Consider the following 15211-nt stretch of genomic DNA (forward strand, 5'->3'; position numbering starts at 1 on the left):
GGCGACATCCGTTGTCACCGCTCGAAGACAGCACCTCGGCTCGAGCCCAGGGCCCTGCAGACAATCCGCGCGGTAATTTCGAAATTATCCATGGTGAGCCCATCGATTGGCGAATGACCTTTTAGTCGCTCATGAGGTTTACACAGCGTCCGATAAAGCCTCCAGGCATCCACATCCGGAGACCGCGTTAATACCGTGAGCACCAACTTGTGCCGCAATGGATCAAGCTGCCAATCGGGAATGCGCTGACCACGATTCCCCAAGCTCAGAGACAGCAGGCGTCGAGCCTTAATATCGCGATTGATCTGATCGCGGGATTTGCCTGCCAGTCTCGCGAAGACCAGCAGCGGCAAGTTACTCGAAGCTTCAAACGTGGCCAACATTTCGGCCCGTTCACGCTGGATTTCAGACACGTGAGATTTGTGAGGTTTTTCAGTCCGTATTGGAGCGAGCACGACAGGCGATTGGTTGGGCCCAATGGGGTCTTTCTCGCTACTGACCAGCATCGTCGATGGGGCGGTCGCCGGTGCAAAGCTGCTGCTGTACAGAACAGCATTTCCCTTCGCGTTTTCCAGTAAGGGCAGCGAAGCTGCGCCCTCTAAACGAATGGTCAGGGGAGAACTTGCTGCTTTCGGTTTCCCCTGCCCCCAAAGGTCCAATCTATTCGCCCAATCCTGCATCATGGTCCGGCGCTGCTCGACGTATTCCGCGTGATTGTAGGCCGCACTCACCTTGTCCGGATCCGCATGAGAAAGCTGCGCGTCGACCCATACCTTGGGGTAGCCAATCTCATTAAGCGCCGTCGAAATCGTCGCCCTCATCCCATGACCGGTCAGTTGGTCGGCATACCCCATTCGACGCAACGCTCCATTCAAGGTGTTCTCGCTAATGCGCTTGCTTAGGTCGCTCCGGTGCGCGAACAAATAACGTTGCGCAGGGAGCACTTGGTCCAGCAAGTGACGCACTATCTCCAGCGCCTGGACCGACAATGGCACGATGTAAGGCGGTATGCTCGAAGTCTGCTTCCCCGCCTTGCGCATCCCCATCTGAAGCTGCTTTACCACTTCCGGCGGGATGATCCACAGCCGCCGCTCCAGATCAAACTGGTCGGGTGTCGCCAAGCGCAGCTCGCCGGTACGCACCCCCGTGAGCAACAACAAGCGAAGACCTAGTCGTGTTTGGATTGCGCCACCATAGCCACGAAGCGCAGCTAGCAACGCAGGTAGCTCGTTCATACGGAGAAAAGGATTGTGTGCGACAGGGGGTCTGGGAAGCGCTACCACATCAAGGTCCGATGCGGGATTCTGGTCAAGCCCTTCCACCTTCACCAGGGCGTATCGGAACAATTGCTTGAACCAGGTCCGACATTTTTCCGCTGTCGTTAACGCCTTGCGTTGTTCGATTCCGCTCAGTAAGTGCATCAAGTCGTGGCGATTGATGTCGTAGATGGACCGCCGGCCGAGCGTTGGCAGGACGTCTTTTTTGAAGATTCTCAAGATCTGCGAGAGGGTGCTCTGGCGCCCCTCCTTCAGGCTCAGCCTGCGGAACGCGACCCATTGATCAAACACCGCCTCTAAGGTGTGCTCTGCCGCATTACGCACAGAGCGACGTTGCTGTTTACGATGCTCATAAGGATTGATGCCTTGAGCAACCAAGGCACGCGCCTCATCACGGCGGCCACGCGCGTCTTTGAGACTGATCTGCGGGTAACTGCCCAGAGACATGCGCTTCTGCTTGCCTGCCCAGTAGTACCTGAAATACCAGATCTTTCCCCCACGGGCCGTCACATTGAGCGCAAGCCCATCCGTGTCGCCGAGAGAATAATCGTTGCCGGTAATTCTGGCTTGCCGAACGGTGGTATCCGAGAGTGCCATAGCGAGCTCCTGATCAGAGTCAGGGCCAGATGCTCATCTCGCTATCCAAGCTGATCCAGCAACAAACCGATTCAGTGCGCGTCCGAATTCAAGACTCTCATTCGGGACTCAATTCAGGACTTAAAAACACTGGATGGTGCTGGATTTCAGTGGTTCCCGCTGGAACGAAAAAAGGACCCGAAGGCCCTGATTTCAATCACTTACAGAATTCAGTGGAACTCTGCAGCGCAATATTTGGAGCGGGAAACGAGACTCGAACTCGCGACCCCGACCTTGGCAAGGTCGTGCTCTACCAACTGAGCTATTCCCGCGTCTTGGTGATGCGCATTCTATAGAATCCACATCCCCCGTCAACCCCTTGATTCAAAAAAGTTTATTTCTTTTCCACGTCCGTCTTCAGATGTGGCCAGGCAGCCCGCAAGTATTGGACCATGGACCACAACGTCAGGCCAGCAGACACCAGCAGCAAGGCGTAACCCATCAGGACCCAGAAGGTGAAGTCCGAAGGATTGGCCAGCAGGATCACCAGCGCCAGCATTTGCGCGGCGGTTTTCCATTTGCCCAGGTTCGACACCGCTACATGGGCACGGGCACCGAGTTCGGCCATCCACTCGCGCAGTGCCGAGACGACAATTTCGCGACCGATGATAACGGCGGCCGGTAGCGTGAGCCACAGGTTGCCATGCTCTTGCACCAGCAGTACCAGGGCAACGGCGACCATCAGCTTGTCTGCAACAGGATCGAGGAAGGCCCCGAACGGTGTGCTTTGTTCCAGACGACGGGCCAGATACCCGTCGAGCCAGTCGGTCGCGGCGGCAAATGCGAAGACCGAGGCGGACGCCAAATAGCTCCAGTGGTAAGGCAAATAAAACAGCAAAATAAAGATCGGGATGAGCAGGACGCGTAGAACGGTAATCAGATTAGGGATATTCATCGGCACAACTGGCTACGAGGTGAGTTGGGCATTCTACTCGCTGTGCAGATTTGCATAAATCAACTCTGCGAGCTTTTTGCTGATTCCGGGTGCTTTGGCGATCTCTTCGATGCTGGCACGAGACAGCTCCTGCAATCCACCAAAATGTTTCAACAAATCGCGTCGACGTGTAGGTCCCACGCCGGCAACGCCCTCAAGTGTAGACGTGCGGCGAGTTTTTCCACGACGTGCGCGGTGCCCGGTAATCGCGAAACGGTGGGCTTCATCGCGGATCTGCTGGATCAAATGCAGCGCGGGAGAATCTCCGCGCAAGGTGAATTCATGGGCCGCATCGTTGAGGTACAGGGTTTCGAAACCGGCCTTGCGCGTCGCGCCCTTGGCCACACCCAAAAGAATCAGGTCTGGCACAGCCAGTTCGTTAAGCACGTCACGGGCCATGGACAGCTGACCTTTACCGCCGTCGACCAGCAGGATGTCCGGCAACTTGCCCTCGCCGTCCTTCAATTTGCTGAAGCGTCGGGTCAGGGCCTGGTGCATCGCGGCATAGTCATCGCCCGGGGTAACGCCTTCAATGTTGTAGCGGCGGTAGTCGGACTTGATCGGGCCTTCCGGGCCGAACACCACACAGGAGGCCACGGTGGCCTCGCCGCTGGAATGGCTGATGTCGTAGCACTCAAGACGTTGCGGCGGCTCGTCCAGTTTCAGCACCTCGGCCAAGGCATCGAAACGTGCCGCAACGTGTTGTCGGTTAGCCAGACGTGCGCCCAGCGCTTGCTCGGCATTGGTGACCGCCAATTGCTGCCAGCGTGCTCGGGTGCCGCGCACTCGATGGCTGATGGTCAGTTCGCGACCGCGCAGCTCTTCGATGGCTGCGATCAGGGTCGGAAAGTCTTCGTGAACCACATTGACGATCAGCTCGCTCGGCAAGTCGCGCTCGGGACTGCTGATGAAGTATTGGCCGAGAAACGCGGCCATGACTTCGGAAACGTCTTCCTCGATACCCACCTGCGGAAAGAAGTTCTTGCTCCCCAACACCCGGCCACCGCGCACGCTGATCAAGTGCACGCAGGCGCCACCTGGATTGACGAACGCCGCAATCACATCGATATCGCCCGTCCCGCCTTCCATGCTCTGTTGGTCCTGGACCCGACGCAGCAATGAGATCTGGTCACGCAGTTCGGCGGCGCGCTCGAACTCGAGGTTAACCGCCGCCTCCTCCATGGCCGCAGACAACTCGTCCGCCAGGGCATTGCTGCGACCTTCAAGAAACATTACCGAGTGGCGTACATCTTCGGCATACACCTCGGGCTCCACCAGCCCCACACACGGCGCCTTGCAGCGCTTGATCTGGTATTGCAGACAAGGTCGAGCGCGGTTCTTGTAGAAGCTGTCTTCACACTGACGAACAAAAAAAGCCTTTTGCAGCAGACTCAGGCTTTCACGAATCGCCCCTGCGCTGGGATAAGGGCCGAAATATTTGCCCTTGGCCTTTTTCGCGCCCCGATGAATGCTCAAGCGTGGGAACTGGCCATCCGAGAGAAAGACGTAAGGGTAGGATTTGTCGTCGCGCAGCAGGATGTTGTACGGCGGACGCCATTCCTTGATCAGCGTCTGCTCAAGCAGCAAGGCTTCGGTTTCGTTGGCCGTGATGGTGGTTTCGACCTGGGCGATACGGCCCACCAGCGCGGCGGTCTTGGGGGCAAGACCGGCTTTGCGGAAGTAACTCGCCAAGCGCTTCTTGAGATTTTTGGCTTTGCCGACATAAAGCAGCCGCGCATCGCTGTCGAACATGCGATAGACGCCCGGCCGCCCACTGACCGTCGACAGAAAAGCACTTGGATCGAAGATTTCAGTCATTTTCAGAGGCTGGCATCAACCATGCCGTGACGAACCGCCAACAGCGTCAACTCGACATCGCTGCTGATCGAAAGCTTCTCGAAAATACGGTAACGGTAGGTATTCACTGTTTTTGGCGACAGGCACAGTTTGTCGGAAATGATCTGCACCTTTTGACAGCCGACAATCATCAACGCAATCTGGATTTCCCGCTCCGACAAGGCGTCGAAGGGCGAATCATTGGTTGGCTGGAACGACTTGATCGCCAGTTGCTGGGCAATTTGCGGGCTGATGTAGCGTTGCCCGGCAAACACCAGGCGAATGGCCTGGACCATTTCCGGCAATCCGGCGCCCTTGGTCAGGTAACCCGCGGCACCTGCCTGTAACAGCCGGGTAGGAAACGGATCTTCTTCGCACACGGTGACCGCGACGACTTTGATGTCTGGATGACTGCGCAATAATTTGCGCGTGGCTTCAAGACCGCCGATCCCGGGCATCTTGACGTCCATCAGCACCACATCGGGTTTCAACTCACGCGCTTTCAGCAGGGATTCCTCCCCTGACTCAGCCTGGCCGACTACTTGCAGGCCATCGATGTCAGCCAGCATTCGTGTAATGCCTGTACGAACGAGATCATGGTCATCGACTACTAGCACCCTAATCAAGCAGACACCTCGCGATTTGGTCTTATTGGGTTGTCGGACACCTTAGCAAAAAGCAACTGGCAGACCTAGCGGCAAGCCGCATATAAAAAGTGTCAATTCTTCTTGCGAGGCTTGCCGCCAGTGTGTTTCAGCGATGCAGTTCATTGATATCACGCTGCATTCTCAGGAAACACTGGTCTTGACCGACCACCTTGAGACCCTTTCTCTCGTAAAGCATTTTTGCCGGATTATTTTCAAAGACGGTCAGACGCAATGCCGGACGTCGTTCCTTGCACGCCATCGCGAATACCTGATCGATCGTCCAGGAGCCGGCGCCCTGCCCCTGGTACGCTGTTAATAAATGCAATTCGCGGATATACAAGGCACTAGCGTCGCGGCTCAGACTGACATACCCCATCAACGTGTCATCACGCACAATCAGCCAGTTTTCGCGTCCCTCCCAGGCGACATCAAAGGCCTCGTCCAGCCACAACAGCTCATGTTGAATGTAGTAGCGAAGCATATTTCGACAAGTCAGGTTACGAGCAAAGTCCAGATCCCGAGACGTTGCCGGACGCAATTCGAAACCCATTCAAGCCTCCGCCACAGCGACGATTTGCCCTTTCCAGCCATCAGCATTGCGACGAGCAACGACCATAAGATTCCCCGTACCCGGCGCCGCCACAATCAACGTCCCGTCCGCCGCCCAGATTGCACTGCGCCCTGCCGACTCCCAGCCACCCGTTGCGCCACCATGGTTGGCCATCAGAACCGCCATCGAGTGGGTACAAGCATAGCCCTGCAATAGTGCGGTATCCGGAGCGTAGCCGTTTTCTGTGACCAACACGCCCGCAGCGTAAAGATCAGCGCCCTGCCGTGCCGCGGTTGCCGCGTGGCTGGCGTGAGAAAAATCGGCGCATACCGCTAGCGCGACGGTGTCGCTACCGATCTTTAATGTCGAACCGCCCGTTCCCGGGGCAAATGCCACTTCCTCGCCTGGGTGCAGATGTTGCTTGCTGTAAACCCCAAGCGAACCATCGGCACCCAATACCAGTGCGCCGATCAATACCGGCGAATCGTTCGACAGACGAATCGGCATCCCAACGACACTGGTCACACCGACTTCCCGCGCGAAGTCGCGCAGCGGTTGCAGCACCCTGGCGTCTGGCGCTATGGCCAGCTCCGCCGCCAGGCCGCGTTCGTACCCGGTCAGCGACAGTTCCGGAAACACCAGCAATTGCACGCCTTGCTCTGCAGCAACCTGCATGAAGCGCCGATGCCAGGCCATATTGGCGGCAAGATCACCGGCGATGGAGATTGATTGAGCGGCGGCAATGGTCAGTGTCGTCATGGTTCGTCCTTGTCGTTGTGGTGATTGGGCGCAGCGCAAAGTGTGTCACAACCCCCGACGTACTCAAGCGATAGAAAAGCCCATGATCATCGATAGCATTTTCTGATTGAATCCGCGTACCGGCCTCTAGTAAGCTCGGCGCATTCATCGGAGACAGACCATGCTCAACGCCCTCTCACAGCTTCGTACCGCCAGCGCCCCGCGCTCGGTTGCGGCTGCCCGGGCGAATGACGTTTGTGCTTCGGTCAGCTTTTATTTTGGGTATTGGTTTAGCCACTGGCGCGCCTGATACCCACACGGCGCCCACTTTAAACGGGTCGCCACCAGAGAATTCTCAACCCCCGGTCGGCTCCCCGACCGGGGGTTTTGTTTTTTCAGCCCTGAACATTTTTAGCGTCAACCAGACAATTTGAGGATTCACGACATGAACTACACCACTTATTACCGTTACGACAGTTTTACCGCCTGGCGATTTACCAGCCTCCGCTCGGGACAGCCTGCCGCCTCCGATCGGTCACCCACAGGTGGCAAGCACACACACGCAGCCAATCCGGCCAATTGTCGAACACCCCAGTAGGGCCGAGCGCGCGGGAACGAACCCGCCGCCAGCCCAGGAAGCCCGAATATGAACTCGTCCGTCTCTGCTCTGCCGCTGTCCACCCTGAGCCCTGCCAATGAAGCGCTGACCTTGCGTCTGCCCAGTTCATTGCAACTCAAACAGCAATTACCCCTCAGCAATGCCCTGACCCGGCAAGTCGCCGACCACCGTGAGGCGGTTCGCGCGATCCTCAACGGTGAAGACTCCCGTCTGCTGGTCATCGTCGGTCCCTGCTCGATTCACGATCCCCGTTCAGCCCTCGAATACGCCGCCAACCTGGCCCGTCTGTCTGCGCAAGTCAGCGATGAAATGCTGCTGGTGATGCGCGCCTACGTCGAAAAACCCCGCACCACGATCGGCTGGAAAGGCCTGGCCTACGACCCGCATCTGGATGGCAGCGACGACATGGCGGGTGGCTTGACGCTGTCCCGCGAATTGATGCGCGAAATGCTCCAGCTGGGCTTGCCCGTTGCCACCGAACTGCTACAACCGATGGCCGCCGGCTACTTCGACGACCTGTTGAGCTGGGTCGCGATTGGCGCCCGTACCACCGAATCACAGATCCACAGGGAAATGGCCAGCGGCCTGAGCATGCCAGTAGGGTTCAAGAACGGTACCGATGGCGGTGTGGCTATCGCCAGCGACGCCATGCGCTCGGCCGCCCATCCGCATCGCCATTTCGGCGTCGATAGCCAAGGGCACCCTGCAATTATTCAGACACCGGGCAACCCCGACACCCACCTGGTACTGCGTGGAGGCCATCGCGGGCCGAACTACGACCGCGACAGCATCGCCCAAGTGCACAGCGATTTGACCAGACTCAAGATCCCGGCGCGGATCATGGTCGACTGCAGCCACGCGAACAGCGGTAAAGATCCAATGCGTCAGCCAGCCGTGTTCAACGACGTGCTTGAACAACGCCTGCAAGGTGATCGTTCGCTGGTCGGCATGATGATTGAGAGCCATCTGTTCGAAGGCTGCCAGCCATTGAGCCCGTCGCTGCGTTACGGGGTGTCGGTAACGGACGGCTGCCTTGGCTGGACCGGGACGGAACAACTGTTGCTGCAGGCAGCCGAGCGGCTTCGTACGCAGCGCCATACTCAACAGCCAAAGTGACCAATGCCCGCCTTCCGGTTTTCAATCGAAAACCGGAGGGCGGTCGACGTTAAAACCTGTTTACGAGTGCACTTGCACCAACGTGGCTTCGGACTGCTGGCTCACATCGTCGAGACGCTCGACCGAATAGGCTACTCGGACCGTCAAGTCCTGATGCTCGCGCCAAAACCTGTAGGGGACGATAAATACCAGCGGTTGACCGGCCATTTCCCTGGAGACTTCACGATCATCGCGATGATTGAAATGCTCTCCGTCACATTTCAGATAGACCAGTTCCCCCTCTTCAGCCTGAGCATTATCGATCACGACGGTGACACCATCGATCGCATCTTGCACATCCAGCCAACCCTCATCGGCTTCCAGCACGGTAGGTGGCAAAAGCGGTTCTCGTTCCAGCGCGCCGATCAACAGTGGTGCAAGCTCCGAGAAGCGTGACGCCTGCCCCTTCTGCTCGACGCAGTAGCCGATCGTAACGGCAGCCCCGAGATTGGATGCAATACAGTCAGGACTTACCCAGAACGACAGTTCACCACCCACTGCAAAGGATTCGACTTTCAATGTGTCATTGAAACTCGCTTGTGGCGTAGCACCTGCCCAGGACAGCAAGACCCGATCTCCAGGCGCCATCCGGGCATACGGTCTGATCGTCACGCGCGCCCCCTCCACGACTCGGTCCGGATCGAGCGTGCCGCCCACCGCATCGTTCACAATCACAGGCAGCAAATCTGGCCGGGCATCACCGACGCTCAGGTATAAACGCCCGGACTCCACAGGTTCACAAAAGCGCGCAGTGTAGAGGGCGTAATAAACCTCGAGTGACCCGCCGTCCAATGCGGTGATGTGCACGGCCGATACGCAAAAGACAATCGCCCTGCCCACCTGAGCTTCGCTGACAAACCGCGATACCTCATGCCGATACGCAACACCCTCTGAATCAATACCTGACCAGAACATGACCAGTTTGTCTCCGCAGGCCATGTCCGGGTAAGGCGCGACGGTGATAATCGCCTTATTGTCGGACGGATCGAGTGTGGCGTTATCCGCCTGATCCAGCTGTGGTGCCACCAGGCATTGCTCTACAACATTCAAGTTATCTGCTTCATAAGAAGTCATTTATACGCTCCAGTCCTTGGAATCAATGTCGCCTTGAGGTCGACATCGAACGAAGCCTATTGAAACCCGCGGTGCTGATTCGCGCTGCCGGACAATTGCGTCGTCTTGCACGGTAAAAGGACGTTTCAGCAGTAGGTCATTGCGAGGAAGCTCGCAGTCATCGTTAAAAAGATGTCCGGATATTCCGACCAAGACCTCATGCTCATTCGAGCTTTCGTACAATTTCTATTCCGTTTTCATCAGGTTACAGCGGCTTTTTCATACATCGCCGAGCAGGTGGTGTGCTTTAGAGTGCGCCCTTGAGCACACACCTGACCTACCGTGAAAAAAGGAATGTACATGCTACGGAATGCAACCACTCAGTATCCGATCCTGCTGGTCCATGGGCTCTTCGGCTTCGATCGCATCGGCAACCTTGAACTGTTCCATGACGTCAAACTGGCCCTGAGAAGTGCCGGTGCGAGGGTTTTCATCCCACACCTGTCAGCCACCCACAGTAATGAAACCCGCGGCGAACAACTGTTGGCGCAGATCGACCGGGTATTGCAAGGAACCGGTGCAAGCAAAGTCAACCTGATCGGTCACAGTCAGGGTGCACTGGCTGCACGGTATGCGGGGGCGCTGGCGCCGGAGGCTGTCGCTTCGGTGACATCGGTCAGCGGGCCGAACCATGGCTCGGAACTGGCCGACTTCCTGCGCAAGGCGCTGACGCCCGGGCGCCTGCCGGAACTGGTCGCCGGAGCGGTGGCCACCCTGTTCGCCGACTTCCTCTCATTGCTCAGTGGCAACCGGCACCTGCCGCAGAACGCCATCGCCGCGCTCAATGCACTGACCACCGAAGGCGTTGGCGCATTCAACGACAAGTACCCTCAAGGGTTACCGAAAACCTGGGGTGGCAAGGGTCGTGAAATGGTAAACGGCGTGCGCTACTATTCCTGGAGCGGCATCCTGCAGGGAAACATTCTCGATGAGGGGCTCCATGCACTCAATCCGCTGCACGGATTCCTGCGGGCCTTCTCCCACTATTTCACCACCGAAGCCGAACAGAATGACGGCATGGTCGGTCGATTCAGCGCCCATTTGGGGAAAGTGATCCGTTCGGACTATCCGCTGGATCATCTAGATAGCCTCGGCCAGACAACCGGTCAGGTCCGCAAGGGCATCGACCCGATCGCCCTGTACGTACAGCATGCCGAACGCTTGAGAAATGCCGGCCTTTAAGCAATGTCTTGATGCCATGCGATAGACGGAACTGATATCCACTGAATTGATATTCACGGAACTTTGAGAGAGAAATAGCCCACTGAATCCGGTAGGCTCCGCACTTTATTGAACATTGAATGGAGTATTTTCCCATGGCCAAAGCCACTGCCCGTCACATCCTGGTTTCCAGCGAAGAAAAGTGCAACGAACTCAAAGCCCAGATCGAAGCCGGTGCCGACTTCGCCGAAGTCGCTAAAGCCAACTCCAGCTGCCCGTCCAGCCGCCAGGGCGGTGACCTGGGTTCGTTCGGTCCAGGCCAGATGGTCAAGGAATTCGACACCGTGGTTTTCAGCGCACCGATCAACGTGGTCCAAGGCCCGGTCAAGACCCAGTTCGGTTATCACCTGCTGGAAGTGACCAGCCGTCAGGACTGATCAACCCTAGAGTTTGCTACATAACGGCCCGCCTTTTGGTGGGCCGTTGTGTTTTCGTTACGTGATACGGCTGGCGAGGGACGCGCCGCTAGCGTACAAATTGTGGTTATCGACCACCCGGCTCTAAGGCTGACAATGCGACTGGTTTTCCCCACTTTGTTGTTCACTGCCGTGGCCCTGTTATTGGGCGCCGCCGGTGTGAACGCTGCACCGCAACATGCGTTGACCGTGTACGGTGAACCGGCGAAGTATCCCGCTGGCTTCAGTCATTTCGCCTACACCAACCCGCAAGCGCCCAAGGGCGGCACGATGCGTCGCTCGGCGATGGAAATCGGCCATTTCGACCATATCCTGCCGTACATCGACAAAGGCACGGGTGTCACGCAGATCGACGGCTTGATTTACTCACCCCTGGCCCAGCGCTCGCTGGACGAGCCCTATACCGTTTATGGCCTGGTGGCCCAACAGATGGAGCGTTCCGACGACGGACTGTCGCTGCGTTTCTATCTGAATCCGAAGGCCCGTTTCGCCGACGGCAAGCCGATCACCGCCGAAGACGTGCGCTACACATTCGACCTGCTGATGACCCAGGGCAGCCTGCGCTATCGCACGCAATTCGCCGACGTCAAAGGCGTCGAAGTGGAGTCACCACTCACCGTTCGGTTCGACTTCAAGAGCAACGAAAACCGTACCCTGCCCCTGGACCTCGCGACCTTGCCGGTATTTCCCGAGCACTGGTGGAAAACCCGCGACTTCGCTAACGGCGGCGGTTACGAGCCGCCGCTGGGCAGCGGACCGTACCGCGTAAGCAAGGTCGACTCCGGGCGCAGCATCACCTTCGAGCGTAACGCCGACTGGTGGGGCAAGGATTTACCGGTCAGCCGCGGCCTCTACAACTTCGATCATTTCAGCATCGAGTACTTCGGCGATACCGACGTTGCCCGTCAGGTTCTGCGTGGCGGCGCCTACGATTACAACCGCGAATTCTCCGCCACCGCCTACTCCATCGGCTACGTCAGCCCGGCGCTGAGCGACGGTCGCCTGCAAAAGGCTCACCTGGCCAAAGAGGCACCGCAATCGGCCCAAGGCTTTGTGTTCAACCTGCAAAACCCGATGTTCCAGGACCGCCGCGTGCGCCAGGCCCTGGCCATGCTCTGGGATTTCGAGTGGAGCAACCGGCAGATGATGCGCGACCTGTACATCCGCCAGCAGAGCTACTTTTCCAATACCGACCTTGCAGCCCGGCAACTGCCCGACGCCGGTGAGCGGGCGATTCTCGAACCGCTGCGCGGGCAAATCCCCGACGAAGTCTTCACCCAGGTCTTCGAAGCACCGAAAACCGATGGCAGCGGCGTGATTCGCGACAAACAGTTGCAAGCCCTGGACTTACTCGAACAGGCGGGCTGGAAACCCGATGGCGATCAACTGGTCAATGCCCAAGGTCAACCGCTGAGCTTCACCTTCCTGATCAGCCAGAACGGCATGGATCGATTGCTGCTGCCTTATAAGCGCACCCTGAAACAAATCGGCATCGACCTGAATATTCGCCGCATCGACGCCTCCCAGTACGTAAACCGCCTGATGTCCCGGGACTACGACATGATCGTCACCGGCTACCCGGTCACCACTTCGCCGGGCAACGAGTTGTACAACTATTTTGGCTCGGTAGCGGCCAACGATCCCGGCTCCAACAACTACATGGTGCTGAAGAACCCCGCGGTCGATACGCTGGTCAACGGCCTGGTTCGCGCCACCACCAAGGCTGACATGCTGCGCTACGCCCATGCCCTGGACCGTGTCCTGCAATGGAACTTCTATTGGATTCCCAATTATTACCCGCCAGGCAGCTCGACCGTGTGGTGGAACCGCTTCGGCATTCCCTCTGTACAGGCGAGCAATGAGGAAGCCATCGAGAGTTGGTGGGAAGTGAGCTCCACTCCCTTGACCAACCAACAGATGACTGCCGAGCTCATCAAACGCGGCAAACCCGGAGGACCGCACTGATGTGGGCTTACGTACTGCGGCGCTTGCTGCTGATCATTCCGACGCTGGTGATCATTCTTCTGGTCAATTTCATTATCGTCCAGGCTGCACCGGGTGGCCCGGTGGAACAAGCCATCGCGCACCTGCAAGGCATCGGCGGAGCGAATGTCGGCGGCGGTTCCAGCGAAGCCCTGCAGGGCAGTTCGCGCGCCAGTCGCGGGCTCGATCCGCAGTTGATCAAGGAGATCGAAAAGCAATACGGCTTCGATAAGCCGGCACCGGAACGCCTGTGGCTGATGCTCAAGAGCTACGCCCACCTCGACTTCGGCAAGAGCTTTTTCCGCGGCGCCACCGTCACCGACCTGATTCTGGAAAAAATGCCGGTGACCATTTCCCTCGGACTCTGGGCCACGTTGATCACCTACCTGGTGTCGATCCCTCTGGGCATCCGCAAGGCCGTGCACCATGGCAGCCATTTCGATATCTGGAGCAGCACCGCGATCATCATCGGTTACGCCATGCCGGCGTTCCTGTTCGCGATGTTCCTGATCGTGGTCTTCGCCGGCGGCACGTCGTTGAACTGGTTCCCGGTACGCGGCCTGGTCTCGGACAATTTCGAGTCACTGTCGACCCTGGGTAAAATCACCGATTATTTCTGGCACCTGGTGCTACCGGTGACGGCGCTGGTGGTCGGCGGTTTCGCGACCCTGACCATCCTCACCAAGAACTCCTTCCTCAATGAAATCACTCGCCAGTACGTAGTCACCGCCCGGGCCAAGGGCTTGAGCGAACGCCGGGTGCTTTACGGCCATGTGTTTCGCAACGCCATGCTGCTGGTGGTGTCGGGAATTCCGCAGGCCTTCATCAGCGTCTTTTTCGCCGGCTCGCTGCTGATCGAAGTGATTTTTTCCCTCGATGGCCTGGGGCGCATGAGTTACGAAGCCGCGGTATCACGGGACTATCCTGTGGTATTCGGTTCGCTGTTCATCTTCACCTTGTTCGGCTTGCTGATAAAAATCATCGGTGACCTTTGCTACACCCTGGTCGACCCGCGTATCGACTTCGCCGCGAGGAACGCCTGATGTTCAAGCTCTCGCCGCTGGGCCGTCGCCGTTTCGACCGTTTCAAGAAAAACCGCCGGGGATGGTGGTCGCTGTGGTTGTTTATCGGCCTGTTCCTGCTGACCCTGGGCGGCGAGCTGATCGCCAACGACAAACCGCTGATGGTCAGTTATCAGGGCTCGCTGTACTTCCCGGCCTTCAAACGCCATACCGAGCAGGAGTTCGGTGGGCAACTGCCATTTCAGGCCGACTACCGCAGCGATTACGTGCAGAAGCTGATTCACAAGGACGGCGGCTGGATGCTGTTTGCGCCGATCCCTTTCAGCGACGACACGCCCAATTACGACCTCAATCAACCCGCACCAAGCCCGCCGTCAAAGGTCAACTGGCTGGGCACCGACGATCAGGCCCGCGACGTGTTGGCCCGGGTGATTTTCGGGGCGCGGGTGTCGATTCTGTTCGCGCTGGCGCTGACCTTTATCAGCGCGTTGATCGGCATCGCCGCCGGTGCCCTGCAAGGCTATTACGGCGGCTGGGTCGACCTGATCGGCCAGCGCTTGCAGGAAGTCTGGTCGGGGCTGCCGGTGCTGTACCTGTTGATCATTCTGTCGGGCTTCGTTGAGCCGAATTTCTGGTGGCTGTTGGGGATCATGGCGCTGTTTTCCTGGCTGGCCCTGGTGGACGTGGTGCGCGCCGAGTTCCTGCGCGGGCGCAACCTGGAATACGTCAAGGCCGCCCGCGCATTGGGCCTGACCGATCGCAAGGTGATCGTGCGGCACATTCTGCCCAACGCGATGAATGCCACCCTGAGTTATCTGCCGTTCATTTTGACCGGGGCGATATCCACGCTCACGGCGCTGGATTTTCTCGGCTTCGGCATGCCCGCCGGTAGTGCGTCCCTGGGCGAATTGATCGGTCAAGGCAAGCAGAACCTGCAAGCACCGTGGCTGGGGCTGACGGCGTTTTTCACCCTGGCGCTGATTCTTTCTTTATTGGTGTTCATTGGCGAGGCGTTGCGTGATGCCTTTGATCCACGATCCTGATCCCCGATCATGAGACGGACT

General features: G+C 58.0%; 13 protein-coding genes and 1 tRNA gene. 6 read left to right on the forward strand and 8 right to left on the reverse strand.

The genetic code is table 11. The annotated features are described in order from the left end of the window. Positions 1 to 14: 14 nt before the first annotated feature. The 7 genes from KGB18_RS10390 to KGB18_RS10420 form a co-directional block, all read right to left on the reverse strand. Positions 15 to 1874 (reverse strand): tyrosine-type recombinase/integrase, encoded by a 1860-nt coding sequence (locus tag KGB18_RS10390; protein WP_223569841.1) that lies wholly within the window; start codon positions 1872 to 1874, stop codon positions 15 to 17. A 235-nt stretch (positions 1875 to 2109) separates the two neighbouring features. Beyond that, positions 2110 to 2185 (reverse strand) — tRNA-Gly (locus KGB18_RS10395). A gap of 62 nt (positions 2186 to 2247) precedes the next feature. Further along, positions 2248 to 2808, reverse strand: coding sequence for a CDP-diacylglycerol--glycerol-3-phosphate 3-phosphatidyltransferase (pgsA, locus tag KGB18_RS10400; RefSeq protein ID WP_052964322.1), 561 nt, complete (start codon positions 2806 to 2808; stop codon positions 2248 to 2250). A gap of 33 nt (positions 2809 to 2841) precedes the next feature. Next, the gene (gene uvrC / locus KGB18_RS10405; RefSeq protein ID WP_201062400.1) at positions 2842 to 4665 is read right to left on the reverse strand and encodes an excinuclease ABC subunit UvrC; all 1824 of its coding nucleotides are present in this window, start codon (positions 4663 to 4665) and stop codon (positions 2842 to 2844) included. Positions 4666 to 4667: 2 nt separating this feature from the next. Then, positions 4668 to 5309 carry a UvrY/SirA/GacA family response regulator transcription factor gene (uvrY, locus tag KGB18_RS10410; RefSeq protein ID WP_008015884.1) on the reverse strand — a complete coding sequence of 214 codons (642 nt, stop codon included), beginning with the start codon at positions 5307 to 5309 and terminating at the stop codon, positions 4668 to 4670. A gap of 127 nt (positions 5310 to 5436) precedes the next feature. After that, entirely contained in the window at positions 5437 to 5880 is a 444-nt protein-coding gene (locus KGB18_RS10415; RefSeq protein ID WP_201062401.1) for a GNAT family N-acetyltransferase, read from the reverse strand. Beyond that, complete coding sequence (locus tag KGB18_RS10420; RefSeq protein WP_201062402.1) at positions 5881 to 6639, reverse strand: carbon-nitrogen hydrolase family protein; 759 nt, start codon at positions 6637 to 6639, stop codon at positions 5881 to 5883. 625 nt (positions 6640 to 7264) lie between these two features. Here KGB18_RS10420 and KGB18_RS10425 point away from each other — a divergent pair. Continuing rightward, complete coding sequence (locus tag KGB18_RS10425) at positions 7265 to 8353, forward strand: 3-deoxy-7-phosphoheptulonate synthase (protein WP_123722397.1); 1089 nt, start codon at positions 7265 to 7267, stop codon at positions 8351 to 8353. A 60-nt stretch (positions 8354 to 8413) separates the two neighbouring features. Here the strand turns inward: KGB18_RS10425 and KGB18_RS10430 are convergent, their stop codons facing one another. Further along, the gene (locus KGB18_RS10430) at positions 8414 to 9466 is read right to left on the reverse strand and encodes a hypothetical protein (RefSeq protein ID WP_201062403.1); all 1053 of its coding nucleotides are present in this window, start codon (positions 9464 to 9466) and stop codon (positions 8414 to 8416) included. Positions 9467 to 9805: 339 nt separating this feature from the next. Between KGB18_RS10430 and KGB18_RS10435 the strand changes: the two genes are divergently transcribed. The 5 genes from KGB18_RS10435 to KGB18_RS10455 all read left to right on the forward strand — a co-directional run bounded on the left by KGB18_RS10435 (position 9806) and on the right by KGB18_RS10455 (position 15190). Continuing rightward, positions 9806 to 10687, forward strand: a complete 882-nt coding sequence (locus tag KGB18_RS10435) for an esterase/lipase family protein (protein ID WP_123722395.1) — start codon at positions 9806 to 9808, stop codon at positions 10685 to 10687. A gap of 134 nt (positions 10688 to 10821) precedes the next feature. Beyond that, positions 10822 to 11103 (forward strand): peptidylprolyl isomerase, encoded by a 282-nt coding sequence (locus KGB18_RS10440; RefSeq protein ID WP_007898306.1) that lies wholly within the window; start codon positions 10822 to 10824, stop codon positions 11101 to 11103. A gap of 135 nt (positions 11104 to 11238) precedes the next feature. Next, a complete protein-coding gene (locus KGB18_RS10445) occupies positions 11239 to 13107 on the forward strand; it encodes an extracellular solute-binding protein (RefSeq protein WP_223569842.1) in 1869 nt (622 codons plus the stop codon). Next, entirely contained in the window at positions 13107 to 14168 is a 1062-nt protein-coding gene (locus tag KGB18_RS10450; protein WP_201062405.1) for a microcin C ABC transporter permease YejB, read from the forward strand. The genes KGB18_RS10445 and KGB18_RS10450 overlap by 1 nt, the downstream gene beginning before the upstream one ends. Further along, positions 14168 to 15190, forward strand: coding sequence for an ABC transporter permease (locus KGB18_RS10455; RefSeq protein ID WP_223569843.1), 1023 nt, complete (start codon positions 14168 to 14170; stop codon positions 15188 to 15190). The genes KGB18_RS10450 and KGB18_RS10455 overlap by 1 nt, the downstream gene beginning before the upstream one ends. Positions 15191 to 15211 lie beyond the last annotated feature (21 nt).

Source organism: Pseudomonas sp. BF-R-26, assembly GCF_019947395.1.
Classification (GTDB): Bacteria; Pseudomonadota; Gammaproteobacteria; order Pseudomonadales; family Pseudomonadaceae; genus Aquipseudomonas; species Aquipseudomonas farris.

Bases quoted from the DNA above. Each gene is read 5' to 3' on its own strand.
- pgsA (WP_052964322.1), bottom strand. From the start codon at position 2,808: ATGAATATCCCTAATCTGATTACCGTTCTACGCGTCCTGCTCATCCCG.
- KGB18_RS10420 (WP_201062402.1), bottom strand. From the start codon at position 6,639: ATGACGACACTGACCATTGCCGCCGCTCAATCAATCTCCATCGCCGGT.
- KGB18_RS10415 (WP_201062401.1), bottom strand. From the start codon at position 5,880: ATGGGTTTCGAATTGCGTCCGGCAACGTCTCGGGATCTGGACTTTGCT.
- KGB18_RS10450 (WP_201062405.1), top strand. From the start codon at position 13,107: ATGTGGGCTTACGTACTGCGGCGCTTGCTGCTGATCATTCCGACGCTG.
- KGB18_RS10440 (WP_007898306.1), top strand. From the start codon at position 10,822: ATGGCCAAAGCCACTGCCCGTCACATCCTGGTTTCCAGCGAAGAAAAG.
- KGB18_RS10455 (WP_223569843.1), top strand. From the start codon at position 14,168: ATGTTCAAGCTCTCGCCGCTGGGCCGTCGCCGTTTCGACCGTTTCAAG.
- KGB18_RS10435 (WP_123722395.1), top strand. From the start codon at position 9,806: ATGCTACGGAATGCAACCACTCAGTATCCGATCCTGCTGGTCCATGGG.
- KGB18_RS10425 (WP_123722397.1), top strand. From the start codon at position 7,265: ATGAACTCGTCCGTCTCTGCTCTGCCGCTGTCCACCCTGAGCCCTGCC.
- KGB18_RS10390 (WP_223569841.1), bottom strand. From the start codon at position 1,874: ATGGCACTCTCGGATACCACCGTTCGGCAAGCCAGAATTACCGGCAAC.
- KGB18_RS10430 (WP_201062403.1), bottom strand. From the start codon at position 9,466: ATGACTTCTTATGAAGCAGATAACTTGAATGTTGTAGAGCAATGCCTG.
- KGB18_RS10445 (WP_223569842.1), top strand. From the start codon at position 11,239: ATGCGACTGGTTTTCCCCACTTTGTTGTTCACTGCCGTGGCCCTGTTA.
- uvrC (WP_201062400.1), bottom strand. From the start codon at position 4,665: ATGACTGAAATCTTCGATCCAAGTGCTTTTCTGTCGACGGTCAGTGGG.